The sequence below is a fragment of the Bacillus cereus group sp. BfR-BA-01330 genome, from assembly GCF_022663885.1.
GTDB classification, from domain to species: Bacteria; Bacillota; Bacilli; order Bacillales; family Bacillaceae_G; genus Bacillus_A; species Bacillus_A cereus.
This window is the reverse complement of sequence record NZ_JAKUGK010000009.1, coordinates 105,143-131,054: the sequence shown is the minus strand read 5'-3', so window position 1 is coordinate 131,054 and position 25,912 is coordinate 105,143. Positions and strand designations below refer to the sequence as shown.

Sequence of the window (25,912 nt, the reverse complement as noted above, 5' to 3'; positions counted from 1 at the left end):
ATTCATATAGTAGTTAAAACAACAAGTTACTATAATAAAAAAATAAATATTTAGAAAATTTACAAAAATACTTTACAAAATTTTAAAAAACAGTAGAATATTAATTAATAAGAATTTTCTGATAACAAAAGTTAGTAGAGAATTTCTAAATGTTAATATCGTACATATAATTGGGGAGGGTACAAAAAAATGAAGAGAAAAAAGATGAAAAAATTGACAGCGGTTGTAGCACCAGTTTTAGTAATGAGTATGGCATTAACAGCTTGCTCTGGATCAGGAGATAAAGAGAAGGCAAGCACAACACCAAAAAGTGGTGAAAAAGAAGGCGGAAAGCTAGCGGCGAAGCAAGTGCTTAATTTAACAGAGTCTCAAGAGATTCCATCTATGGACTCTGCTAAAGCGACAGACCAAGTATCGTTTCTAGCTTTAAACAACGTAATGGAAGGTTTATATCGACTTGATAAAGATAATAAAGCAACACCAGGAGTTGCTGAATCATATAAAAAGAGTGATGATGGTAAAAAATACACATTTACATTAAATAAAAATGCAAAATGGTCAAATGGAGAGCCTGTAACAGCGAAGGATTTCGTGTTTGCTTGGAAACGTGCGGTAGATAAAAATACAGCAGCAGAATATGCATACATTATGTTTGATTTGAAAAATGCACAAGCGATTAATGAAGGAAAAGCTGAACTAGATACGTTAGGAGTAAAAGCTGTAGATGACTATACGTTAGAAGTAGAATTAGAAAATCCAGTTCCTTACTTTGTAGAATTAACTTCATTTGGAACATTTTATCCATTAAACGAGAAATTTGTAAAAGAAAAAGGAGAAAAGTACGGTTTAGAATCAGATACGACGTTATACAACGGACCGTTTACATTAACAGACTGGAAACATGAAGAAGGTTGGAAGTTAAAGAAAAATGCACAATATTGGGATAATAAAACAGTTAAGTTAGATGAAATCAACTTTAACGTAGTAAAAGATAGCGGTACACGTGTTAACTTATATGAAAGTGGACAAATCGATCGTTCAGGACTTACATCTGAATTTGTTGACAAATATAAATCAAGCCCCGACTTCTTTACACAAAAAACACCGTCAACGTACTTCTTACGCTTAAACCAAAAACGTGGTGGGCAAGATACAGTGTTAAAGAGCAAAGATCTACGTTTAGCGATTGCAAAAGCGTACGATAAAAAAGGCTTAACGAATGTAATTTTAAATGATGGTTCTACACCTGCAGATTATTTAGTGCCAAAAGAATTTGCTAAGAGCCCAGATGGAAAAGACTTCCGTAAAGAAAATGGAGATATTTTAAAAACAGATGTGAAAAAAGCAAAAGAGCATTGGGAAAAAGCGAAAAAAGAGCTTGGAAAAGATGCAATTACAGTAGAACTATTAAACTATGATGGTGATGGTGCGAAAAAAGTAGGAGAATTCTTAAAAGGAGAACTTGAGAAAAACTTACCAGGTTTAACAGTGAATTTGAAAAACCAGCCATTTAAACAAAAGTTAAAATTAGAATCAGATCTAGATTATGATTTATCTTACGCTGGTTGGGGGCCTGACTACTTAGATCCAATGACATTCATTGATATGTTTGTTACAAATGGCCCTCATAACCAAACAGGATATTCAAATCCTAAATATGATGAAATTGTACAAAAAGGTAAAGGTGAGCTATTAACGAAAACGAAAGAGCGTTGGGATAGCTTACTGAAAGCGGAGAAAATGTTATTGGAAGATGCAGCAATTGCACCATTATATCAACGTGGTGATGCTATCGTTCAAAGACCTAAAGTAAAAGGTATTGTTCACCATCCAGTTGGTGGAGACTACAGCTATAAATGGGCATATATTACAGAGGATAAGTAAGATGAGGGGCGTACAATACGCCCCTTTTTCTATGCACTTTTCTTCCGTCCTCGAATATATAAAATAAAAAAGGGAGAATCCCATGAAACGAAACACATACATCGATTTCCTAGCTTATTACGGAATAGGAAGTGCTCATCCTGGTGGTTTTACGTTAACAAAACAATTGTTAGCACAACTGCCTTTTAAATATGGAGCGAATGTCCTTGAGATAGGTTGCGGTACGGGGAAAACAGCGGCATATATGACAAGGGAATTTGGTTATAAAGTAACAACGGTTGAAAAGAATGAAATTATGATTCAAAAGGCAAAAGATAGATGGTTGTTTGAAGGGTTAGATATACAATTAATTGAAGGAAATGTAGAGCAATTACCGTGTTTGAATAACTCATTTGAGTTCGTACTTGGAGAATCAATCATCGCTTTTACAGACAAAGAAAGGGTTATCTCGGAGTGTTATCGTGTATTACAGCAGGACGGTAAGCTTGTTGTCATTGAAATGATTATTGATAGGCACATTGATAAGGGGGAGGAAGAAAAAATCGCCCAATTATATGGTATGAAAGAATTATTAACTGAGAATGAGTGGGTACAATTATTTCAGAAAGCAAATTTTAAAAGAATTACAATTGCTGGCGGTGGCACGATTGCAGAAACGATCTCTGGCTATGTAGAAGAGCCAGAATGGAATGTATCCTCACATATTCCGAATGAGTTATATGAGGCGTGGGTACAGCATGAAAATGTACGGCTTATGTACCAACACATTTTAGGGCATCGTATTTTTATATGTGAAAAATAAAGAAAAAGAGTTGGCTAAAGGTAGCCAACTCTTTACTATGTTAAATGAAAAATAATGCAGCTAATGTAATTCCGAAGATGAAACCAAATCCGAGTTCAACACCCCAGCCACAACCGCCGCCTCCCCAGCCGCCGCAACCACAACTACTACAACCACGACCACCACATCCGCAGCTGCTGAATCCACCACCGCATCCGAATCCACAACTATCACACCTGCTAAGGCCTCCACAAAGGTCACAACCACCGTTTGCATAAGCGTCATAGTAGCCGAATCCTGAATCAAAAGATGAGCGCTGTTGCACCGGTTCAATCCATACAGAGCTTTGTGTCACATCGATTATTTTTCCTAAATGTATACGGCCATCACGGTCTTCAATCCGAACAACTTTTCCGAAGTAACGTCGGCATGTATCATAACATTTTTGTCTATGCATGTTCTTTCCTCCTTCCGCATTACAGTAATACGATATGTAAGGGGGACAAGTGCGGCTTGTACGAATGCCCTATCTATCATAATTGTTATAGGAAAGGGGAAATATAAGAAGAGGATATATAAGGAGGAAAAGGCATGAAATCTACAGATCAGTTTCAGACATACGAAGTACCGTGGGAAGAATTTATTGAAGCGTTGCGAGAGGAAATGAAGAAGCAAGTAGGGGCAGATATTATTGATACAGTAGTTTGCAATTTAGAAGATGGTTTTGAAGTGTATACATATGTGCAGGGGGATTTAGATTTTGAATATAAGGAAGCGCTTGAGAGAAAATACGGAAGTGATGCGAAGACACCTAATGTGTTAACGATAATGTTATTAGCTAGTATTTATAATACAGGTGAAGAGAATATACGCTTGCATGCGGATCATAAAGAGAATCCGATTGTTGAAGTGTATGTAAAGCAATGAAACACGCTGTGAAAGGCGTGTTTTTTAATTGTATGATAAAATGTTAGAAAATTAAGAAAGAAGGTGATGAGTTGGGAATTAAACATCTTAATTTAACAGTTGCAGATGTAGTAGCTGCAAGAGAGTTTTTAGAAAAGTATTTTGGCTTAACTTGTAGTGGAACAAGGGGGAATGCCTTTGCAGTTATGCGTGATAATGATGGATTTATACTAACGTTAATGAAAGGGAAAGAAGTTCAGTATCCAAAAACATTTCATGTAGGATTTCCACAAGAAAGTGAAGAACAAGTAGACAAGATAAATCGAAGATTGAAGGAAGATGGATTTTTGGTCGAGCCTCCTAAGCATGCCCATGCGTATACGTTTTATATTGAAGCACCTGGTGGATTTACAATAGAAGTGATGTGTTAAGTCAAAAATCAAACTTTTTGTTGTGTGTTTTTAAAATAAAAAGTAGGAAAAGTCTGTTTTAAGTGTGGAGCTTAAACAGGCTTTTTTACTTATATAATTGGATAGAGAATGCTAGAAGGAATATTACCAAGTGTCTGATCTGTTTACATAATAAAGTTATGGTGGGTTAGTTGTCCTAAAATACAAGTCATATATCTTGTTTCCTCTCATAAATTTAAACATAGGAATTTGTCTACAAAGGTGGCGAAGCCTCATCATGAAAATCCGAATTTGTGCCACGTTCATGTTGTTTCTATTTATATGTTTACCTTTATCAGCTTTTGCAAAAGGAGAGGAGGCAAAGGAAAGGGTCGTTTCACTTGTATATGACGATTCGGGCAGCATGAGAAATAACGATCGCTGGAAATATGCCAATTATGCTTTGCAAAGTTTAGTTGCGCTATTGGATGAAAAAGATAAATTTTCTTACGTTCCAATGAGTAAGCCGAATGATCCATTAAACATTTCGTTAACGAAGGATAAAAGGCAAACAGAAATTGAGGGAATTGGAGCGTGGAAAACGTATTTAAATACTCCATTTAGCGCGGTAGAAACGGCGATGCAATCTATAAAAAAGGAAGCAGATATAGATGGAAAACGTGAATTTTGGCTTATTGTATTAACTGACGGGGCATTTAATGATTTAGAAAAAGATAAGGTTGGCGGAAAAGAACAAATTTTGTGGAAATTAGCCCAGTTTAAGAAAGAAATGGATGCAAAAAAGATATCGTTACATCCAGTCTTAATTACGATGGAAGAAGATTTAGGACAACAAGAAAAAGAACAACTAAATACGTTCAAGGAAATATGGAAGAAAGAGATAAATGGCGTTACGATGCCGTCAAGCGGAGAAGATGGCATTGTAAAAAGTGTAAATCAAGTGGCAGCATTAGTTGCAAATCGTGATCCATTCTCCTCTGTTGAATCGATTGTAAAAACGAAAGTAGTGGGGAAAAGAGTAGAGATTACAACACCATTTCCGTTAAAGCGTATGACGCTTGTACGACAATCGCCTTCTCTGCCCGATTATCAAGTCACACAAATTTCTAAACCATTACAATTACAATCTTCTTTTTCCATACATGCACCAGGAGAAGCAAAATTGTTCGGAAATATAGTTCATATAAGTACGGAAAATGAGGAAGTTATTAAACCAGGAACTTATACGATAGAAGTGGATCAGGACATTGAGAAAGAAGGACTACAAGTATTAGTTGAACCAGCGCTTAATTATACGGTTTCTACTTATGACAAAGATGATAGTAGTCAAAAAAATGTAGAGAAAATGTACGAAGGTGTTACTGCTGTTATTGAAGCAAAGCCTACGGAGTTGCCAGTTCAGTCTTCTTACTTTCAGGCAGAAGTAGAAATAGATGGAAAACAATATGCAATGAAGTGGAACGATAAAAGGCATGTGTTTTATTACGAAACGAAGCTTGGTAAAGGATTAGTACGCGGGAAAGTTCATATGAATATAAAGGGGTTTTATAGACAGACGAAAGAATTTAAAATTGAAACAGCTGAGAAACCGAAATTATCACTTCAAACTGTTACAAAAGATTATGAAGAAAAAGTGACAAATTTAGAGAATAGTAAACCATTTGTTTTACAACCACAGTTAGATGGTAAGTTAATGACAGAAGAAGCTGTAAAAAAACTATTAAAATCTACTGGTGTCACATCTAAACAATCAATCAATTATGAAATAAAGCAACATGGAAATCAAATCTATGTTTATCCTCGTCCCTATTACTCCGACACATTTAATTTTACAGATACCGGCACCGTAGAAGCTACCATCGTAATGCAGGATTCAAAGTTACAAGAAGTAAAGAAAAACATAACATTCCATATTCAAGATGCTCCGTTTTATGAAAAATATGCGCTTATTTTTAAGTTTGTCATTCCTATCACTTTATTACTGCTAGTAGTAGGAATCATTGTTTTAGGATGGATTGTTCGGCCAAGATTTCACCGGAAAGCACTACTGTATTATGAATGGGATCAAGAGGTAGCGAAAGATTGGCTATATCAATCTGAACCAGAATTACTTCGAAATAAATGGTGGAACCATTATTTTGGTATCCCATTTAGAGCAGAAAGAAAAAACGTGCAATCCGTTACGTTTATAGCGAAGAAAGGTTCGAAATCTGTCTTTGTAGCGAAAGAATCACAAGTAGTTGGAATGATTATTGATGGAATGTTTATAGCAGAGGATGAAGTAGGAATGGAACATAAGACACTATATCCAAATGAACTTTTACTAATTGATAGGGGATATGGTAAAGAGATTTACAAGTACGAATGTGAATAGTAGGTAGGGATAAGAAGGGGATGGAGTATTAATCCTCTTTCCCTTTTTTCAAACAAGCAAGAATAGGAAGGTGGTTCACATGACATTACAAGTTCCAACAATATTAATTGGTTTAGGTGGAATCGGTAGTACTGTGACGCATCAAATATATGAAAAACTGCCTGAAGAGCGCCGGAAAAAGGTAGCAATGCACGTATTTGATACAGATGTGAATACATTAAGTAAATTCGATCATATTCGAAAGTTTAAGACACAAACAAGTTCTAGTAAAACGCCTAGGGAGTATATTGCGGGAGATCCAACGATCCCAGAGTGGTTTCCGATGGATCCGACTATACTTGATAAACCATTAACAGAAGGAGCAGGACAGTTACGCGTCATTTCACGTTTAGCGTTACGTGCTGCGATGAAAGAAGATAAATTGACGTCTTTTTGGCAAGAAATCGAGAAAATTTTTCCGGTTACAAGTGATCAAACGGAATATGGTGTGCGTGTCATTATAGTAACATCACTAGCAGGCGGAACAGGTTCAGGGATGTTTCTGCAAATTGCTTTATATTTACGTGAAATGCTTCGGAAGAAATTACAGCATCATAACATTTTAATACGCGGTGCGTTTTTAATGCCGGATGTTTTAGTAAAGACGAGAACGGTTAGCGCGAAAGAATTTGAAACGGTGCAAGCAAATGGCTATGCATCGTTAAAAGAATTACATGCTATTACGCTCGGGTCTACTGGAGAATTATCAAAACGCGGCGGTGTAACAATTGAATTAGAGTATCGCCCTGATCAAGTAGATGAAGACGGAAGAACGAATCATACAATTAAACAACATCATTTACCGTACAATTATTGTTTCTTATACGATTACGAAAACCTACATGGACACCATTTACACAATTTATCAGACTATATGGAACAGATGGCAAATACAATTTATTTACAGTTATTTAGCCCGATGTCCACAAGTCATTTTGCACAGGAAGACAATCAAATTCAGCAATTAGCAGAATCAAGCGGAAAAGGACGATATTGCGGGGCAGGAACAGCAAAACTCATTTATCCATATGAACATGTGTTAAAATATTGTGCTTTAAAATGGGCTGTGCAAGGTTTAGATGAATCGTGGCTTCATTTAGATCAACTGTTTCAAGAGAAGAAGCAAAGATACGATCAAGATGTAAAACGTGGGATGCAACGTGAAAAGCCGGAGAGAGGTAAAAGTTATTTAGAGGACTTGGAGCATCTTGCTACCCGTCCAGAGCAAGCTCATATTTTCTATAGACAAATGTACAATGAAACACGTGAAGGAGCAGAGGGTGGTAAGCTCGGAGTTGCGAAATCAAAACTGTTTTTAGAAGCTGTAGAAAGTTATGTACAACGAACGGTGCAAAAAGATGAGGAATTAAATCGTCTGCAACATGAGTGTAAAATTTCAGCTACGAAACTGAAAATGATGGAACAAATGAAGGGTGAAGTGGCAAGAGTGGATCATGCGGTTCGTTTATATGCGTATGCGATTCCGAGCCGGGTACATGAACATGTAACGACACTTTTATATGACATGATTGAATCAGACCGCTTTTCACCAAGTGGTTCTGAAGGGCAGTCCTATCAATTAAATACATGGTTTTTAAAGAAAACAGATCCCGTTCACCCAGTAGCAGCACGTTTTATGTTATATGAAATTCGAAAGCAGTTAGTAGAAAAAATGAATCGACTACATGAAAATAATGAACAAAAGCGTAATGTAATTCAAAATTACGATAAAAAATTTAATGTGGGTAATATTGATGGAACGGTAACGGCTGTACGCCGAGTAGAAATTGCTCAACAACAAGGCTGGTTCGGAAAAATGATTAATAATCAGCAACGTTTATTCAAAAGAGAATTTGAAGACATCGTAACGCAATATGTACACAAATTAAATGAATATCGAAAAGAAATGCTATTAGAACTTGTATATCAATCGCTATATCAAGCAGTTAATAAAATGATTCAATATTGGGAAAGATTTTTTGATAATTTACATGAAACACGTGAAAATTTACTGTTTGAAATCCAAAAGCGCAGTAAGGAATTTGAAGGGAAAACAAACCCGACGAATGTATATGTATTAGCTGAGGAACAGCTGCAAGAAAAGATATGGCAAGATATGCAGCAACATTTAAATTTAGGTGTACTACCGAAAGATATATCAGCGGAAATTTATATGAGTTTGTACGGGGAATATTGTCGTGATGCGAAAACAGAAGAGATTCAGTCGAAAAAGGTAGAGGATTTCTACCGAGAACATATACTGAGCTATTGTTATGACGAACTGCAAGTACGCTATCGTGATAAATTAGAACTGAATATTATTGAAGCGTTGCGAAAAGAAGCAGATTATAAGAAACGTGATCGCGATGAATACGTTCGTGAAAAAATTGAAGACCTGTTCCATTTAGCGAGTCCATTCGTTCCGAAAGTTGCTCATCATAGGGAATTACAATATTGGGGTATACATCCTTCTTTAAAGAAAGAGTTGCAAGAGGAATTAATTCAAGAAATGTTTAAAGAAAAAGATACAGTACATGAAGCCTTTTCGCCATTTGAAGTGATCTGTTATCGAGCGCATTACGGCTTATCGCTGCAAGACTTTCCTAAATTATCATCAGGACATATTTCAAATGGATTTATGAATGATAAAGGTGACTATTTCCAATCGTATTATCGCCGTGTAAACAAATTAAATAGTAAAAAATCTAGTTTAACGCCGCATTTAGATAAGTATTGGCACTTACCAGCCTTTATGCCAGATTTAAACGCGACTCAAACAAAATTAGATTATGATAAATGTAATCGTGCATTACTATACGCATATATGTATCGCTGGATTAGTTTAGTTGCTGTTGATGGACAGTTTGTGTATCAATATAACGGTGTAGGCCGTAGCTTTTTAATTCAGTCGATGGGGAAAAATATTTCAAGCGAAAGTTATAAATTACACAGAGCGTTGCTTCATAATCCGTTTATTTATGAAAACATCTTGTCACGATTTGAAGAAGAGCAAGAAAAGGCGATGATACAAGGTGGACATTTATATACACATCCGTTCGTATTAGGAGCCCAAGATGTAAGATGGCTTAGAAAAGAACATGTCCACAATCTTTTAGATATGATTTTAATGTATGACCGTGAAGCGAAGTATGATCCGACGTTAGAAGAAACATCAGATGAATTATTAAGACTATTCCTTGATGAAATCGAGTTGTATTTCCAGAACTATTACGGTACAGGTGCCGATATGGTGGCAAAGAAAGAGAAAGAAATGTTTATTAAACAATTGTGGGATCGCTCGCATGCAAAAGGATATGTAGATCCAAATAGCGCTCCGTATAAAAAATGGCAAAATTTATTAGGTGTTCAAGATGAAGAAGAAATGTCAAAAACGAATGTATAATGAATGAAAAGGGAATCCTTAAAAGTGGCAAGACAACTTTAGAAAAGAGGGATTCTGATGCCGTTTTTAGGAAGTGTATATCAAATATTTGGGTTATATCCGGAACTTTATTATGGGATGATTTCAGCGGAGCTGCAAGAGGAAGCTCAGAAGGAGCATCTTGAAACTAGTAGTGCAGAAGCTGAAGCGGAAGAATAAAAAAAGTGCAGATGAAAATCTGCACTTTTTTGTTAGTATTAAAATGGTAAAATAACCTCAAATGAATTATTATTTTTAAATAATAATTCATTTGAGGTTATTATGATTTTCATTGCATTGTATGCAATGAAAATTGTATGAAAATCAATGTAATAAAATGTGTATGAATATTAAGGTGGAAAACAACAATGTTTTTGAGAAAATAATTATGTATAAAAATAACATTTGATACATAATCAACCGATTATTTTTGATTGATTTATTATTGACAATATAATTAATTGTATGATAAATTCAATCAGCATTCTTAATGGTTTTTTTGTACCATTAATATTTTGAAAATTCAATATGTCATAAGGAGATTGATTTTTCTGTTTTTTTAGGTGGGTTACTAAGTCTATAGGGGAAGTGAACTATGTATATTTTTATTTTTAAAATAGAACAGTAATAAAGAATGTAACAAGTAAGAGATAAACTTGAAAAAGAGGTTTCAAAGAATGAGTCTTTTCATAAAGAAAGCAATGGATGAAGAAAAGAAAAAAGTATTGAATCAAACTTTAGGAGCGATTGATCTAACTCTTTTAGGAATTGGAGCAATTATTGGTACAGGTATTTTCGTATTAACTGGTATTGTAGCAGCGAAACATGCTGGTCCAGCGATTGTATTATCTTTTGTATTAGCGGCAATTATATGTGCATGTGTAGCTTTCTGTTATGCTGAATTTGCATCTACAGTTCCAGTTTCGGGAAGTGTATATTCATATACATATATGACACTAGGTGAGATTTTTGCATTTATAGTTGGCTGGTGTGTTATGCTGGAGTATTTATTAGCGACTTCTGCGGTTGCAGCAGGCTGGTCAGCATATTTTCAGTCATTGCTACTAGGTTTTAATATTCACATTCCTACGATTTTTGCTTCGGCACCAGGAATGGGGAAGGGTGGAATCATTGATTTACCAGCAGTTCTTATTATTTTAGTTGTTACATTTTTATTAAGCCGTGGTGCAAAAGAAAGTGCACGAATAAATAATATAATGGTTATTATTAAACTGGCTGTTATTGTAGGATTTATTGTTGTAGGGACACAATATGTAAGACCAGAGAATTGGCAACCATTTCTACCGTTTGGTTTTCACGGTGTGGTAGGAGGCGCTGCTACTGTATTTTTTGCTTTTTTAGGATTTGATGCAGTTGCAACAGCCGCAGAAGAAGTGAAGCGTCCACAACGTAACGTGCCAATTGGGCTACTTGTTTCCTTGTTCATTTGTACGGTTCTATATGTAGGTGTTTCATTCGTGTTAACTGGAATGGTTCCGTTTACGGAATTAAATGTTGCTGATCCGGTTGCATATGCGTTGCGCACTGTAGGAGAAGATAGAATTGCTGGGTTGTTATCGGTCGGAGCGATAGCAGGGCTAACAACAGTTCTGTTAGTAGCTATGTTTGCATTTGTTCGTGTATCTTACTCGATGAGTCGAGATGGATTGTTACCAAAAAGACTTTCAAGTGTTCATAAACGTTTACAAACTCCATTTTTTAATACATGGGTTACAGGTATACTAGCAGCTTTATTAGCGGGATTAGTGGATTTGAATTTATTAGCTAATTTAGTGAATATGGGAACGATAACAGCGTTTGTGTTTGTATCTATAGCTGTCATTGTATTAAGAAAGACACATCCTAATATGAAGAGGCCATTCCGTGCTCCTCTAGTACCTTTTTTACCTATCGTTTCGATAGTAAGTTGTATATATTTAGCTTTGAACCTTTCTAAGCTTACTTTAATTAGTTTTGTTGCATGGATTATAGTAGGTGTTTTCATATATTTTGTATATGCTAAAAAACATAGTAATGTTAGAAATAGAAATAAAGTATAGTCCATTGAAATAATACTTGTAATGGAAATGAAAACACGCTACTTATTCATATAAGAACAAGTAGCGTGTTTTTTCTATTTAATAATCCCATTTTCTAAAATTTTAATAGTTGGTGCCACTTTCACATTAGCTTTTGAAAAGGCACTCGGCCAATCATCTTCAACTTGTTTCCATTCTTTATATTGAAACGCTCTCGCATAATCACCAAATCCGAATGGATCAAGTTGCTGTTTTTGAATGTTGTGGATTAAATCGTTCAAATCTTTGTTTAGTTGTTTTGTAATAAGAGAAGTTAATTTCTTTCTATCTTTGTCTATATCCATATTGAATGTAAGTTCAGAGACAGCAATTTTTAAATCCATTTTAACATGAAATTTGAAGTGGTTATCGCTATAATCTGTATGGATATCACGATTCATGCTAAGAACATTTATTGTTACGAAATCGCCGCCATCGGTATCTTTTAAATCACTATTACTTTCAACTGAAGTAGAAGGGATTTTCAATGTAAGCGAAACCGGTGTATTCGCTTTCTTTTGTAACAAAAGAAGAAGGGCGCTTTCATAACGATTTAATGACATTTTATAAATTCCGCGAGAAGTTAATAGCGCGGAACCAGTAACGATAACATCCTTTTTACCTTTTTTTATTTCTGAAATAGCAGGTGTTATACCTTTATTAAACGTTTGCCTGTGAAATTCATGGAATGTCGTAAAAACGGTCCGATTGTACAGTTTGTTCGTATTAATTAAATCTGTTAAATACTCGGGAAGGGCAGGCTTATCTTTAAAGTTATTATATATAACTGAAGAAATTGGACCGTCTACTGCAACCATGCGCATGTTTCCAGTGTTTTTAGGATCACGATACCAAACATCAAGGTAAGGCATAGCCCCTTCTTGTTTTAAAAAATTTGTGCTAAATAAAATGAGCTGTAACTTTTCTGTAGATACTAAACCGCCACTTGAGCTATTAAACGTTGCTTTTGCTTCTCGAGGTGTACGTACTTTCGCTTCATGTGTTTCGTACTTTTTTTCTACGTCTTCATTAAAAATAGGATTCACGTGGTACACAATTAATTTTCCTTTTGCTTTTGCGTCAAAGCCGTAAATTAATGAAATCGATTGTTTTTCTAAGTCGAGTCGATCTCCACAGCCTGTTAAAAAGGTTATGAGAAAGTAAAGTATAGTGAAATGAATAAAGCGCCTCATTTAAACTCTTCTCCTTTTCCAATGCTGATAAAGTGTCATGTATAAGAGAAATACGACTGGGAATAGAAAAACGATAAAATAACTAGCAGTTCCCCAAAATTCCCGCAACGCACTTATCTGATAAGAAGAAGGGATATAAAAGAATAAGATGAAAATACACCCGAATAATAAAACATAAATAGGTAATGAACTGCCTTTTTTGTTAAGAAATTGATTAATTCCATCTGAAGCAGTGAAAATATAAGGAATACAGGAATCAAAAATAATAAAGAGATAAAATGACAAAAAGATAATTTCAAATCGCTCAAGAAATGAGAAGTGAAACGGTGTAACAAGAGAAAGAGTCGGCCATAAAAACTTTGTTATACCATCTGGACTAAAATAAACAAAAGAGACAAAGGTGACTTGAAGATAAATAAATAGCGTAATCAAATTCGCAAGAACAATTCCTTTTTTTGCAGATGATTTATTACTGAGATAAGGATAAAGGACAAATGCAAACTCAAATCCGAGAAACGCAATGATAGTTGATTTTACTGTGTTTAAAACTGGTATCCAGCCTTCTTTAAGAAGAGGAAGAAGATAAATCCAATGCCCATCTTTAAGCGGAATAAACAATAGAAAAGGCATCCATAGTGTGAAAAATACAGTGAAAACAGCATAGCGACTTATAATAAGAACGCCTTTACATGCTAGCATTAACATTGGAATAGATAGTAAAATCATAATTAAAAACATTGGAGTTCTAGGTAAAATCCAAATGTGAATAACGTATAAGAGGGAAAAAATTAAGGAAATAGCTGCAAGGACAGCATATAAAATCCAAAAAATCATTCCTACTCTTCCTAGCCACTTCCCAAGATAACGAGTTAGCACATCGAGTAAAGTATATCCAGGATGCTTTTCCATAATTTTCACAATACATAAACTGACTAAAGTAGTGAGAGCACATCCAATAATAATAGACATCCAGCCATCTGTATTTGCCCCTTGTGCAACTTCACGCGGAAGTGTAAGGACACCGAATCCTACTTGAACACCACTAATCGTTAAAATGTATTGAAATAAACTAATCTCCCTCTTTGCACGTTTTGTCACTTATTATCCTCCTTTTCCTCAACATCTCTTTGCCGGTTATCTTGTTTTAATTGTAGAGATAGTGGCCGTTTCTTCATAATTTTCCATGGGAAACGTACAAGGGTATCTTTTAAATCCGAAGCAAATAACGGAGAAAAAGGACTACCATAAGGAACACCGAGAGATTCCATAGAAAGTATATGAATAATAATGATCGCCATCCCAACCATAATTCCAATGACGCCAAATAAAGAGGCGGCTATCATCATTGGGAATCGAAGAAGCCGAATTCCTGCTGACATTTCTAAGTTAGGAATAATGAAGGAGGCAACCGCAGTAATTGATACGACGATAACCATAACGTTACTAACAATCCCAGCTTGAACGGCAGCTTGTCCAATTACAATTCCTCCTACGACGCCGATTGTTTGCCCAACAGGTCCAGGAAGCCGAATCGCTGCTTCTCGGAGCATTTCGAGAACTAATTCCATTAATAAAGCTTCTAATATGGGAGGAAAAGGAATTTTGGCTCGAGATTCTCCAATCGTTAACAACAATTTGAGCGGAATCACTTCATAATGGAAGGAAATCATAGCAATATAAAGAGCAGGAGCAAATATTGCAATAAATAGCCCAGTGAAACGAAGGAGTCGTATAAAAGATGGAATCATAGGTCTGAAGCTGTAATCATCTATCGTCTGAAAAAAGGATGAAAAGGTCATAGGTCCTATTAATACGCCTGGTGAGCGATCTACAACAACGGCAATTCGCCCATCAAGAATATGATGTGCTGTTGTGTCGGGGCGTTCAGTTATTGATAATTGCGGAAAGAGAGTAAATGAATTATCTTCAACAAACCCCTCTAATTCACCAGTAGTAAGAATCGCATCAACTTTTACTGACTCGATACGGGATGCCATTTCTTTTACGACATTTTCGTTCGCAACATCTGCTAGATAAAGCAAAAAAACCTTTGAAGTAGCTCGTTCACCAACAGTGAATTCCTTCACTTTCAGTTCGCGATTTGGAATATATCGACGAATAAGTGCAAGGCTGTCGCTCGCTACTTCATTAAATCCTTCGTGTGAGCTTTTTATGGAGCTCTCTGTTGTAGGTTCTTCAATACTCCTTTTTGGTGCCGCTTGTGTATCGAGCTCTAAAGCGGATAGTTGTCCGTTTATAAATAAAATACTTTTGCCGTGTAAAAGAGATTGTTCAATGTCTGTCCACTGTTGAACTTTTTTAATATTTCCGATAGAAACAGAGGCTTTCCAAAAATCGTCTTCATTCCACTCTTTAAATAAGAGAGGACGAAGAATGTTTACGTTAATAACAGTTTTGTCTACAAGTCCTTCCATATATATGAGTGCAGCTTCCTGTCCGTTTTTTAATGGAAAAGTGCGTGTTATTAATTCTGGAATACCGCTAAACAGTTTGGACAAGTGCTTTAAATTAAGGGAAAGGGAAGAAGAGATAGATTTATTTAATGCGTAATCAGCTTGCTCTTGGGTAGAAAGAGATTTTTCACCACGAATCCATTTATTAAAAGACCCCATTTGTTCGCTTACTCCTTGTTATGTTTTATCCCGATTGGTGAGGGCTGATAATCAGTGGGGGATGAAGAAAACCCCCCACTGATTAAAGTTTCACTTTATATGGGTTATTATGGATAGTTACAAGCTGACATATGCGTAGTTTAAATTTTATATTGTATATTTTTAACTTTAACGCTATAATTATAGTGTTAAAGATGGAATCGTGATATGACCTGTTATGACTCTATCGTTTTATTTATGAATAAATGGATTGGTATTTTAGCAAGATGTGCTAATAAACTACTCCACCATGATAATAACGTGCCGAAATGCGGTGCGTATATTTTCGTGGTGGAGTTTTTTTATTCTCAAAAAGGGGGAAAGACCATGAATAACAACATGGTTCATATTACAATTGACGGAAAAAAGTATACAGCGGAGCCCGGTTCAACGATATTGGGTGTTATTAATGAGAACGGGATTGAACATCCGCAAATTTGTTACGTGCCAGAAGTAGATCCTATTCAAACATGTGACACTTGTATTGTAGAAGTTGACGGAAAGTTAATGCGTTCTTGTTCGACGATAGCAACGGAAGGTATGAACATTGAACGTGCTTCTGTTCGCGCAAAAGAAGCACAAACAGAGGCGATGGATCGGTTACTAGAAAATCATTTATTATACTGTACAGTATGTGACAACAACAATGGGAACTGTAAACTGCATAATACAGCAGAATTAATGGAAATTGAACATCAAAAATATCCGTATGAACCGAAAGTAGATGTAAGTGAAGTTGATATGACGCATCCGTTTTATCGCTATGATCCTAATCAATGTATTGCATGCGGTCAATGCGTTGAGGTGTGTCAAAACTTACAAGTAAATGAAACGTTATCGATAGACTGGGAAGCGGAACGCCCACGAGTTATTTGGGATGAAGGAGTAAATATTAATGATTCTTCATGCGTTAGCTGTGGTCAATGTGTAACGATTTGTCCTTGTAACGCTTTAATGGAGAAAACGATGCTCGGTGAAGCTGGATTTATGACGGGATTAAAACCAGATATTCTTGAACCGATGGTAGATTTAATTAAAGAAGTTGAGCCTGGATATAGCGGTATTTTTGCGGTATCAGAAGTGGAAGCGGCCATGCGTGATACTCGTACGAAGAAAACGAAAACAGTATGTACATTTTGTGGTGTAGGTTGTTCGTTTGAAGTGTGGACGAAGGGGCGTAAAATTCTTAAAGTACAGCCATCTTCAGATGCACCAGTTAACGCAATTTCCACTTGTGTAAAAGGGAAATTTGGTTGGGATTTCGTAAATTCTAAAGAACGAATAACAAAACCTTTAATTCGTAAAAATGGAACGTTTGTTGAATCTACATGGGAAGAAGCACTGAATGTAGTTGCAAATAAATTAGGCGCTATTAAAGAAGAGTACGGTAAAGGTTCTATCGGATTTATTTCTTCCTCTAAAATTACAAATGAAGACAATTATGTAATTCAAAAATTAGCTCGACAAGTATTTGGAACGAATAATATTGATAACTGCTCACGTTATTGCCAATCACCAGCAACGGATGGTTTGTTCCGTACAATTGGTATGGGCGGTGATGCCGGAACGATTAAAGATATTGCGCAATCTGGTCTTGTTATTATTGTAGGATGTAATCCGACAGAAGGTCATCCTGTTCTAGCTACACGTATTAAACGTGCACATAAATTACACGGACAAAAGTTAATTGTAGCTGATCTTCGTAAAACCGAAATGGCAGAGCGATCAGATGTCTTTATTAGTCCAAAACAAGGAACAGATCAAGTTTGGTTAATGGCTGTTACGAAATATATGATTGATCAAGGTTGGCATGATCAGGAATTCATTAATGAGAATGTAAACTTCTTTGAAGATTTCAAAGAAAGCCTAGAGGAATATACACTTGAATATGCAGAAGAAGTAACAGGCATTTCAAAAGAAACGCTTATTCAAATGGCTGGAATGATTCGTGATGCAGATGGTACATGTATCCTTTGGGGTATGGGGGTAACGCAAAATACAGGTGGTTCTGATACTTCCGCTGCAATTTCAAACTTACTTCTTGCAACAGGGAACTACCGTCGTCCAGGAGCAGGCGCATACCCACTTCGAGGCCACAATAACGTACAAGGTGCTTGTGATATGGGTACTTTACCAGGATGGCTTCCAGGATATCAGCACGTTACTAACGAAATGGAACGTGCGAAATTTGAAACTGCTTACGGAGTGAAAATTGATAGTGAACCAGGTCTTAATAATATCGAAATGCTTCACGCAATTGACGAAGGAAAAATGAAAGCAATGTATCTTGTCGGAGAAGATATGGCTCTTGTAGATTCTAATGCAAATCATGTACATGAAGTGTTATCGAGCCTTGATTTCTTCGTTGTGCAAGATGTTTTCCTTTCTAAAACTGCTCAATATGCAGATGTTGTATTACCAGCAGCGCCATCTCTTGAGAAAGAAGGTACTTTCACAAATACAGAGCGCCGTGTCCAAAGATTATATCAAGTTCTTCCTACGCTAGGAGATGCGAAACCAGACTGGTGGATCGTCCAGGAAGTTGCGAATAAACTAGGTGCAAACTGGAATTATAGCCACCCAAGTGAAATCTTTGCTGAGATGGCAAGTTTATCACCATTGTTCTCGCAAGCGAACTATGAAGTGCTTGAAGGATGGAACAGTTTCCATTGGGGAAGTTTTGATGGAACGAATACACCACTTCTGTTCCAAGACGGATTTAACTTCCCAGATAAAAAGGCTCGTTTTGCGATTGCTGACTGGGTACGTCCAGCTGAATTTCCAGCTGAGTTTGACCTTCACATTAACAACGGTCGTATGCTTGAGCATTTCCATGAAGGGAATATGACAAATAAATCAACAGGTATTCAAACGAAAGTACCTGGTGTTTTCGTTGAAATCTCTCCAGACCTTGCAAAAGAACGTGGCGTAAAAACAGGTTCGTTAGTTCGTCTTGTCTCTCCTTTTGGAGCATTAAAATTACGTGCACTCGTTACAGATCGTGTAAAAGCGAATGAGTTATATTTACCGATGAACTCTACAGATAACGAAACGGCAATTAATTTCTTAACAGGTCCTGCTGTGGATGTACGTACGAATACACCTGCGTATAAACAAACAAAAGTACGTATGGAAGTATTAGAAGTTGATGGCGAAAATCCGATGCCAAAAGCGAACCCACGCAATAAAAAACGTCACCCACAAGCTGGAATTGAGGTACATCGTAAGTGGGCACGTCCAGGGTATGTGCATTTAACGGATAAGTAGGAGGAGAAAACTATGGCTGCACCTATAAAAATGATTCAAAAACAAGAATTAACTGAGGAAAAAATAAAACAGCAAAAGTTAGATGATTTAAAAGAGCTTCTAACTAATAATGAAGAAGCTCTAAATCAGATGTTTAATATAGTAGGGGAATTAAATGACATTGGAATGCTAGAAGCTGCAAATTCAATGCTAAAAGCGAAAGAACCAATTGCGAAAATTGTTCTAGGTCAAGTAACTCGTGAGCCTGTTACAAATTTAATTAATAATATGATGGGCGCTGCAGGTGCGTTAACTGAACTTGACCCAGAACTTACGAAAAAGCTTATAGGTAGTTTATTAGTCGGGCTAGAAGAAGGTAATGAACATCTAGAAAGTAATAAAAAAGTAGGGGTATTCGATCTTATGAAAGTATTGAAAGACCCAGATATTAACCGTGCTATCGGGTTTGGGCTTCATTTCTTAAAAGGTATGGGGAAAGGGTTAAAAGACGAATAAACTTCATGAAGTGAACCTTTCCGCCCAAATATTTGTAGGAAATAGTTTGGGCGGAAGGCTCATTTTGGTAAAATATATAATAGAGTAAAATGAGGCTTTTGGGAGGTATAATTGTATGTCAAAAAAAGTACATGAATTTAATGATATGATACGAAAACTTCGAAAGGAACTTTTCGGAAAAGGACCAGAACGAATTCATACTGTTTTTGCGGAAAATATGGCTATAGCGACTCTTTATGGAAACTTAACACCTACTGAAAAATTTATTTCAAGTACGATGGACGGTGCGGAAATGGTTCATATGGCTAGAACGAAAATGATTCAAGAAGTGTATGCTGCGAATTCCCGTGAACATTTGGAGGAACTTGTTGGAGCGAAATTAGTGAATTTGTTTTCAGATATGAAAGTAGAAGAAGATATTGCAGTTTCTGTATTTGTTTTTGATAAAAATATAACGTGAGAGAAGGATACTGATCGTGAAACCGATACAGGTAGAAAGAGAAATCTTTCGTTATGAACAGGGAGCATTTAAACATATAGAGGACAGCATTGTAACAGAGTTTCCTGTCACCATTAAAATGAACGGACAGGAGTTTGTTACAATGGTTAGTACTCCAGAATATATAGAAGATATGGTAATAGGCTTCTTGGCGTCTGAAGGAATCATTCGGAAGTATGAAGACATTGATAGTGTATGGGTGCAGGAGAAAGAAGGATTTGTGCATATAACAACGACAAAAGTAAATCCGTATTATGAACAAATGCAAAATAAACGCTATATTACGTCTTGTTGTGGTATGAGTAGGCAAGGGTTTGTTTTTGCAAATGATGCACTAAGTGCAAAAAAAATGAAGGGTGTCCATGTACAGGTTGCTGCCGATGATTGTTTTCGGTTAATGAAAGAAATGCAGCAATCTGCGGATACGTTTCATCGTACTGGTGGGGTTCATAATGCAGCTTTATGTGATGTTAATGGTATTATTTTAAGCCGAATGGATATTGGTAGGCATAATGCACTAGACAAAATTTACGGTTATTGTTTAAGAAACGATATTTCTATAAAAGATAAAATCATTGTTTTTAGTGGTCGTATTTCTTCGGAAATATTATTGAAAGTTGCAAAAATCGGTTGTGAAATTATACTATCAAAATCAGCTCCAACTGAGTTAGCTTTGCAACTAGCGGAAGATTTAGGTATTACGACAATAGGATTTATTCGTAATCACTCCTTAAATGTATATACCCATCCAGAACGTGTTTTAAATATAAAATAAAAGTGAGGCAATGAAGATGAAATCAGTTACATTAGACAAGTTGCAACGTCCGTTAAAGGATTTACGTATTTCAGTTACTGATCGCTGTAATTTTCGCTGCCGATATTGTATGCCAGAAGAAATATTTGGTCCTGATTACTCGTTTTTGTCTAATGATAAAATTTTATCTTTTGATGAAATTGAAAGGATAACACGTATTTTCGTTTCTTTAGGTGTGAGAAAATTACGGATTACAGGCGGAGAACCGTTACTTCGAAGAGGGCTTCCAAAGCTTATTGAGCGCCTTAATAAAATTGATGGTGTAGAAGATATCGGTTTAACAACCAATGGATCGTTACTTAAAAAGTTTGCTCCTGATTTATATAAGGCGGGACTATCACGTGTAACAGTTAGCTTAGATTCCTTAGAAGAAGAGCGGTTTTTCTATTTAAATGGTAATAGGAGCAAAGTGCAAAGGGTTCTGGAAGGAATACAGGCTGCAGCTGAAGTTGGAATGAAAATTAAAATAAACATGGTCGTTCAAAAGGGAAAAAACGAACAGGACATTTTGCAGATGGCGCAATATTTTAAGGAAAATAAGCATATTCTTCGTTTTATTGAGTATATGGATGTTGGAAATTATAATGGTTGGGATTTAAAAGAGGTCGTCTCTAAACAAGAAATAGTAGATACGATTCATCAAGTTATGCCGTTAGAACGGATAGAAGCAAATTATTCTGGTGAAGTGGCTACTAGGTATCGTTATATAGGAAGCGATGAGGAAATAGGTATTATTTCATCAGTAACAGATTCTTTTTGCTCATCATGTACGAGAGCTCGTATTTCTGCAGAAGGAAAATTATATACTTGCTTATTTGCTTCTAAAGGAAATGATTTAAGAGAATTGCTTCGTTCTGAACATACAGATGAGGACATTACAGATGTAGTACGCGATATATGGAATAATAGGGAAGATCGTTATTCAGATGAACGCTTAAATCATACAAATAAGAAAACAATACCTAAAATTGAAATGTCACATATCGGTGGTTAATATATATAGCTAGCGTCATAGTGAAAAATGGAAAATTTACAAGAGTTGTGGATTTTCTATTTTATAGTAAAAGTGATGATTGATATCTCTGTAAAAGATGTGCAGAGAAATTAAGCAGCATTCAAAAACCTTTATTTTGAGGAGGTTTTTTGAAGCTGCTTTTTTATTTGGAGAAAATGGAGGAATGGGTAATGGCATTTCATAAGCCGGAACAAATTGCTGAGCTTGTCATTGAGGCCGGTGTTCAAAAAGTAAGACAGACATTGCCAGCGATGCTTATTCTCGGTTTTTTAGGAGGATCGTTTATTGCGATAGGTTTTTTACTTAACATTCGAGTTTTAGGGAATTTACCTGAGCGCTGGGGAAGTCTAGTGAATGTTTTAGGAGGAGCAGTATTTCCTGTTGGACTCATGCTCGTAGTATTAGCAGGAGGAGAATTAATTACGGGAAATATGATGTCACTGTCTATGGCGCTTTATGCAAAGAAAATTACATTGATAAGTGTACTGAATAACTGGGTTTGGATTACTCTCATGAACTTTATTGGGGCAATTTTCGTTGCGTATTGTTTTGGACATCTTGGCGGATTAACAGAGGGAGAGTATTTAAATAAAACAGTAGCGATAGCAGAAGGGAAGTTACATGAATCATTTGGAAGAACTTTAATTTTAGCAATTGGTTGTAATTGGCTCGTTTGTCTTGCTCTTTGGCTCGCTTACGGGACGAGTGATTTTGTCGGAAAAATCATCGGAATTTGGATTCCAATTATGGCATTTGTAGTGATTGGATTTCAGCAAGTAGTAGCAAATATGTTTGTCATTTCCGCTGTTATTTTTGCTGGTCATCTAACGTGGATGGATCTGGCTAAAAATTTTGTTCCTGTTTTTATCGGAAATGTAATTGGAGGAGCTGGGTTTGTTGGTTTTGCTTACTTTGCTTGTTATCAGAAACAACATTCTAATATGAAATAGAGTTCTTGAGAGGAAGGGTATGTAATGGCTGATCGGTATTCACGACAACAGTTGTTCAAACCAATTGGGAGTAAAGGACAAGAAAAAATTCGAAATAAACATGTGTTAATTGTAGGGGCAGGCGCATTAGGAAGTGCAAGTGCCGAAAGTTTCGTACGTGCAGGTGTTGGTAAGTTGACGATTATCGATCGTGACTACGTTGAATGGAGTAATTTACAAAGGCAACAATTGTACTCTGAACAAGATGCGAGAGAGAAAATGCCGAAAGCAATTGCTGCAAAAAATCGGCTAGAACAAATTAATTCGGAAGTACAAATACATGCTTTCGTAATGGATGCAACTTCAGAAAATATGGAAGGTCTATTAAAAAATGTAGATGTAATCATTGATGCAACAGATAATTTTGATATTCGATTTGTAATAAATGATTTATCACAAAAACATAATATTCCGTGGGTATATGGTTCTTGCGTTGGATCATATGGTATGAGTTATATAATTATTCCGCAAGAGACACCGTGTTTACATTGTATGTTGAAAAATATCCCTGTTACAGGTGTGACGTGTGATACTGCTGGGATTATTAGCCCGACTGTTCAAATCGTCGCAGCATATCAAGTGGCAGAAGCGCTCAAAATTTTAGTGGAAGATTTCTCAGCAATTAGAAAAACATTTTTCATGTTTGATATATGGAGTAATCAAAATCATTTTATAAAATTAGGGAAAATAAAAACAGACGCTTGTCTCTCATGCGGTTTGAATCGAACTTATCCTTATTTATCATACGAAAATCAAACGAAAGCAGCTGTTTTATGCGGAAGAAATACAGTTCAAATTAGAACAGTAGACAATAGGAAATACAATTTTGATGATATAGAAAAAGTATTAAAAAAACTGGGAAAAGTAGATCGGAATCCGTATTTACTATCTTGCCAATTCGATGATTACCGCATCGTTTTTTTTCGGGATGGTCGTGTTTTTATTCATGGTACAAATGATATTTCGAAAGCGAAACAACTATATTATCGCGTATTCGGTTAATAGAGAGGGTGTCAACAATGGAAAGAAGAGTGCCAATTACGGTTGAAGAAGCTGTTCGTAAAGTGATGGGATTTGCTGATAAGGGCTTAAAGGAGCTATTACCAATTGAATTAGCTTATGGACGTATATTAGCAGAGGATTTAGTAGCTGACCATGATGTACCGTCATTTAATCGTTCGCCGTATGACGGATTTGCTATTCGAGCAGAAGATACTAATTTAGCAAGTTATGAAACGCCAATTGTATTTGAAGTAGTGGGTGAAATTGGTGCAGGATCGCTATTCCATGAGAAAGTAGGTCCATTTCAAGCAGTTCGAATTATGACAGGAGCACAAATTCCGAATGGGTGTGATGCGGTTGTTATGTTAGAGCTGACTCGTCAATATGAGAAGAATGGCAACAATTATATGGAAGTGAAGCGATCATTCAAAACGGGCGACAATATTTCTTTTCAAGGTGAAGATGCTCGTAAAGGAACAGTTCTTGCAAAGAAGGGATCGTACATTAATCCAGGTATTTCAGCTCTTCTTGCTACATTCGGTTATAGTGAAGTACCAGTTGCGAGAAAGCCTGTAATTGGACTGTTAGCGACTGGGAGTGAATTACTGGATGTCAATGATTCATTACAGCCAGGGAAAATCCGAAACAGTAATACGTACATGATATTGTCTCAAATTCGAAGAGCGGGCGGAAGAGTAAAATATTTTGGGAAGTTTAGTGATGATTTTAATACGTGTTTTACAGCTGTGAAAGAAGCGCTTGGCCAAGTAGATATGTTAATTACAACGGGCGGTGTATCAGTAGGAGATTATGATTATTTACCAGCTATTTACGAAAAGTTAGGTGCATCTGTTCTTTTTAATAAAGTTGCAATGCGACCAGGAAGTGTTACGACTGTAGCACAATTAAATGGCAAGTTATTATTTGGTTTATCAGGGAATCCATCAGCTTGTTACGTAGGGTTTGAATTATTCGTAAGACCGTGTATTCGGACGTATATGTTTAGTGAAAAAGTACATTTAAAAAGAGAAAAAGCGTTATTAGGAGAAGATTTTCTAAAACCGAATCCATTTACAAGATTTGTACGAGCAAAATTGCAATATGATGAGGGGAAATTAATCGCTTATCCATCAGGGTTTGATAAATCTAGCTCAGTTTCTTCATTGGCAGAATCCAACGCGTTTATCGTATTGCCGGGCGGGACAAGAGGATATAAAAAAGATATGTTTGTCGATGTTCTTTTATTAGAAGATAACGAAGGTAGTGAATGGCCTTGGACATTTTATAAAGTGAGAGGTGGTTTTAATGGGACAAGTGCTATTTGAGATTGTAGATAAACCGATTTTAGTTGAAGAAGTAACGAATAAAGTCGCAAGAAGGGAAGCAGGTGCGATTACAACATTTATTGGTACGGTGAGAGAATTAACAAAAGGAAAACGAACGCTACATTTAGAGTATGAAGCATATAAACCGATGGCAGTAAAACAACTTATGAGAATTGGTGAAGAAATTAGTGAAAGATGGCTGGATGCAAAAGTAGCAATTACGCACCGTGTAGGGCGGCTAGAAATAATGGATATTGCGGTAGTCATTGCAGTTTCATCACCGCATCGTAAAGTAGCTTATGAAGCGAATGAGTACGCGATTGAACGTATAAAACGAATCGTTCCAATTTGGAAAAAAGAATTTTGGGAAGATGGAACGATGTGGGTTGGAGATCAACTTGAAAACACACCTTATCCAGAAGGAAAACCAAAGAAGGAAGAATGAGAAAATGATTACAATTTTACTGTTTGCAAATTTGCGTGAGGAAGTTGGATCGGATCGATTAGTAATTTCAGAAAAGCAAGAAATGACAGTGCAGCAATTAAAAGAATGGCTCAAAGCCAGCTATTGTTTACAATCGCTGGATAAAGTGATGGTGGCTGTTAATGAAGAGTTTGTAATGAATGAAGAGATGATAAAAGCCGGAGATATAGTCGCATTAATCCCACCCGTTAGCGGTGGATAATAAGCTTTTTCACCAGATGAAGTGCCAAGAAAATGTTGTATATAAATTAGAATAAGAGAAGG

Annotated in this window: 22 protein-coding genes; 18 read left to right on the top strand and 4 right to left on the bottom strand. The window is 36.2% G+C overall.

Going from position 1 to position 25,912, the window contains the following annotated elements; genetic code table 11:
- Positions 1 to 189 precede the first annotated feature (189 nt).
- Both MR112_RS24025 and MR112_RS24020 read left to right on the top strand, forming a co-directional pair.
- Positions 190 to 1,884 (top strand): peptide ABC transporter substrate-binding protein, encoded by a 1,695-nt coding sequence (locus tag MR112_RS24025; RefSeq protein WP_000823448.1) that lies wholly within the window; start codon positions 190 to 192, stop codon positions 1,882 to 1,884.
- A gap of 82 nt (positions 1,885 to 1,966) precedes the next feature.
- The gene (locus MR112_RS24020) at positions 1,967 to 2,686 is read left to right on the top strand and encodes a class I SAM-dependent methyltransferase (RefSeq protein WP_000828251.1); all 720 of its coding nucleotides are present in this window, start codon (positions 1,967 to 1,969) and stop codon (positions 2,684 to 2,686) included.
- Between the two features lie 40 nt (positions 2,687 to 2,726).
- Here the strand turns inward: MR112_RS24020 and MR112_RS24015 are convergent, their stop codons facing one another.
- A complete protein-coding gene (locus MR112_RS24015) occupies positions 2,727 to 3,122 on the bottom strand; it encodes a hypothetical protein (RefSeq protein WP_000555000.1) in 396 nt (131 codons plus the stop codon).
- Positions 3,123 to 3,256: 134 nt separating this feature from the next.
- Here MR112_RS24015 and MR112_RS24010 point away from each other — a divergent pair, with 134 nt between their 5' ends.
- The 6 genes from MR112_RS24010 to MR112_RS23985 all read left to right on the top strand — a co-directional run bounded on the left by MR112_RS24010 (position 3,257) and on the right by MR112_RS23985 (position 11,875).
- Positions 3,257 to 3,592 carry a hypothetical protein gene (locus MR112_RS24010; protein ID WP_000842900.1) on the top strand — a complete coding sequence of 112 codons (336 nt, stop codon included), beginning with the start codon at positions 3,257 to 3,259 and terminating at the stop codon, positions 3,590 to 3,592.
- 71 nt (positions 3,593 to 3,663) lie between these two features.
- Positions 3,664 to 4,002: a VOC family protein gene (locus MR112_RS24005; RefSeq protein ID WP_000511518.1), complete on the top strand. Its 339-nt coding sequence runs from the start codon at positions 3,664 to 3,666 to the stop codon at positions 4,000 to 4,002.
- Positions 4,003 to 4,258: 256 nt separating this feature from the next.
- Positions 4,259 to 6,355: a vWA domain-containing protein gene (locus MR112_RS24000; RefSeq protein ID WP_078186405.1), complete on the top strand. Its 2,097-nt coding sequence runs from the start codon at positions 4,259 to 4,261 to the stop codon at positions 6,353 to 6,355.
- Positions 6,356 to 6,434: 79 nt separating this feature from the next.
- Positions 6,435 to 9,797, top strand: coding sequence for a tubulin-like doman-containing protein (locus MR112_RS23995; protein ID WP_000175123.1), 3,363 nt, complete (start codon positions 6,435 to 6,437; stop codon positions 9,795 to 9,797).
- A 57-nt stretch (positions 9,798 to 9,854) separates the two neighbouring features.
- Positions 9,855 to 9,995, top strand: coding sequence for a hypothetical protein (locus tag MR112_RS23990; RefSeq protein ID WP_001116194.1), 141 nt, complete (start codon positions 9,855 to 9,857; stop codon positions 9,993 to 9,995).
- Positions 9,996 to 10,492: 497 nt separating this feature from the next.
- Positions 10,493 to 11,875: an APC family permease gene (locus tag MR112_RS23985; protein WP_000051656.1), complete on the top strand. Its 1,383-nt coding sequence runs from the start codon at positions 10,493 to 10,495 to the stop codon at positions 11,873 to 11,875.
- Positions 11,876 to 11,949: 74 nt separating this feature from the next.
- Here MR112_RS23985 and gerSC read toward each other — a convergent pair whose 3' ends face one another.
- Genes gerSC through MR112_RS23970 form a run of 3 tightly spaced genes read right to left on the bottom strand, consistent with a single transcriptional unit; the run spans position 11,950 to position 15,719 of the window.
- Positions 11,950 to 13,086: a spore germination protein GerSC gene (gene gerSC, locus MR112_RS23980; RefSeq protein ID WP_001252213.1), complete on the bottom strand. Its 1,137-nt coding sequence runs from the start codon at positions 13,084 to 13,086 to the stop codon at positions 11,950 to 11,952.
- Positions 13,087 to 14,184 carry an endospore germination permease gene (locus tag MR112_RS23975; protein WP_000166517.1) on the bottom strand — a complete coding sequence of 366 codons (1,098 nt, stop codon included), beginning with the start codon at positions 14,182 to 14,184 and terminating at the stop codon, positions 13,087 to 13,089.
- On the bottom strand, positions 14,181 to 15,719 hold the full coding sequence (locus MR112_RS23970) for a spore germination protein (protein WP_000534526.1): 1,539 nt from the start codon (positions 15,717 to 15,719) through the stop codon (positions 14,181 to 14,183). The genes MR112_RS23975 and MR112_RS23970 overlap by 4 nt, the downstream gene beginning before the upstream one ends.
- A 366-nt stretch (positions 15,720 to 16,085) precedes the next feature.
- Between MR112_RS23970 and fdhF the strand changes: the two genes are divergently transcribed.
- The 10 genes from fdhF (at position 16,086) to moaD (ending at position 25,850) form a co-directional block, all read left to right on the top strand.
- The gene (fdhF, locus tag MR112_RS23965; RefSeq protein WP_001063638.1) at positions 16,086 to 19,025 is read left to right on the top strand and encodes a formate dehydrogenase subunit alpha; all 2,940 of its coding nucleotides are present in this window, start codon (positions 16,086 to 16,088) and stop codon (positions 19,023 to 19,025) included.
- A 12-nt stretch (positions 19,026 to 19,037) separates the two neighbouring features.
- On the top strand, positions 19,038 to 19,520 hold the full coding sequence (locus MR112_RS23960; RefSeq protein ID WP_242245515.1) for a helical membrane plugin domain-containing protein: 483 nt from the start codon (positions 19,038 to 19,040) through the stop codon (positions 19,518 to 19,520).
- 115 nt (positions 19,521 to 19,635) lie between these two features.
- Positions 19,636 to 19,980, top strand: a complete 345-nt coding sequence (locus MR112_RS23955) for a Na-translocating system protein MpsC family protein (RefSeq protein WP_000039582.1) — start codon at positions 19,636 to 19,638, stop codon at positions 19,978 to 19,980.
- Between the two features lie 16 nt (positions 19,981 to 19,996).
- Positions 19,997 to 20,794, top strand: a complete 798-nt coding sequence (gene fdhD, locus MR112_RS23950) for a formate dehydrogenase accessory sulfurtransferase FdhD (RefSeq protein WP_000802683.1) — start codon at positions 19,997 to 19,999, stop codon at positions 20,792 to 20,794.
- 16 nt (positions 20,795 to 20,810) lie between these two features.
- Positions 20,811 to 21,827 (top strand): GTP 3',8-cyclase MoaA, encoded by a 1,017-nt coding sequence (moaA, locus tag MR112_RS23945; protein ID WP_000844124.1) that lies wholly within the window; start codon positions 20,811 to 20,813, stop codon positions 21,825 to 21,827.
- Positions 21,828 to 22,018: 191 nt separating this feature from the next.
- Entirely contained in the window at positions 22,019 to 22,798 is a 780-nt protein-coding gene (locus tag MR112_RS23940; RefSeq protein ID WP_078186406.1) for a formate channel, read from the top strand.
- 24 nt (positions 22,799 to 22,822) lie between these two features.
- On the top strand, positions 22,823 to 23,839 hold the full coding sequence (locus MR112_RS23935) for a molybdopterin-synthase adenylyltransferase MoeB (RefSeq protein WP_000785259.1): 1,017 nt from the start codon (positions 22,823 to 22,825) through the stop codon (positions 23,837 to 23,839).
- Between the two features lie 17 nt (positions 23,840 to 23,856).
- On the top strand, positions 23,857 to 25,164 hold the full coding sequence (locus MR112_RS23930) for a molybdopterin molybdotransferase MoeA (protein ID WP_242245514.1): 1,308 nt from the start codon (positions 23,857 to 23,859) through the stop codon (positions 25,162 to 25,164).
- Entirely contained in the window at positions 25,145 to 25,609 is a 465-nt protein-coding gene (gene moaE, locus MR112_RS23925; RefSeq protein WP_000531881.1) for a molybdopterin synthase catalytic subunit MoaE, read from the top strand. Before MR112_RS23930 ends, moaE begins: the two co-directional genes overlap by 20 nt.
- Positions 25,610 to 25,613: 4 nt before the next feature.
- On the top strand, positions 25,614 to 25,850 hold the full coding sequence (gene moaD, locus MR112_RS23920; protein WP_000628500.1) for a molybdopterin converting factor subunit 1: 237 nt from the start codon (positions 25,614 to 25,616) through the stop codon (positions 25,848 to 25,850).
- The last annotated feature ends 62 nt before the right edge of the window (positions 25,851 to 25,912 follow it).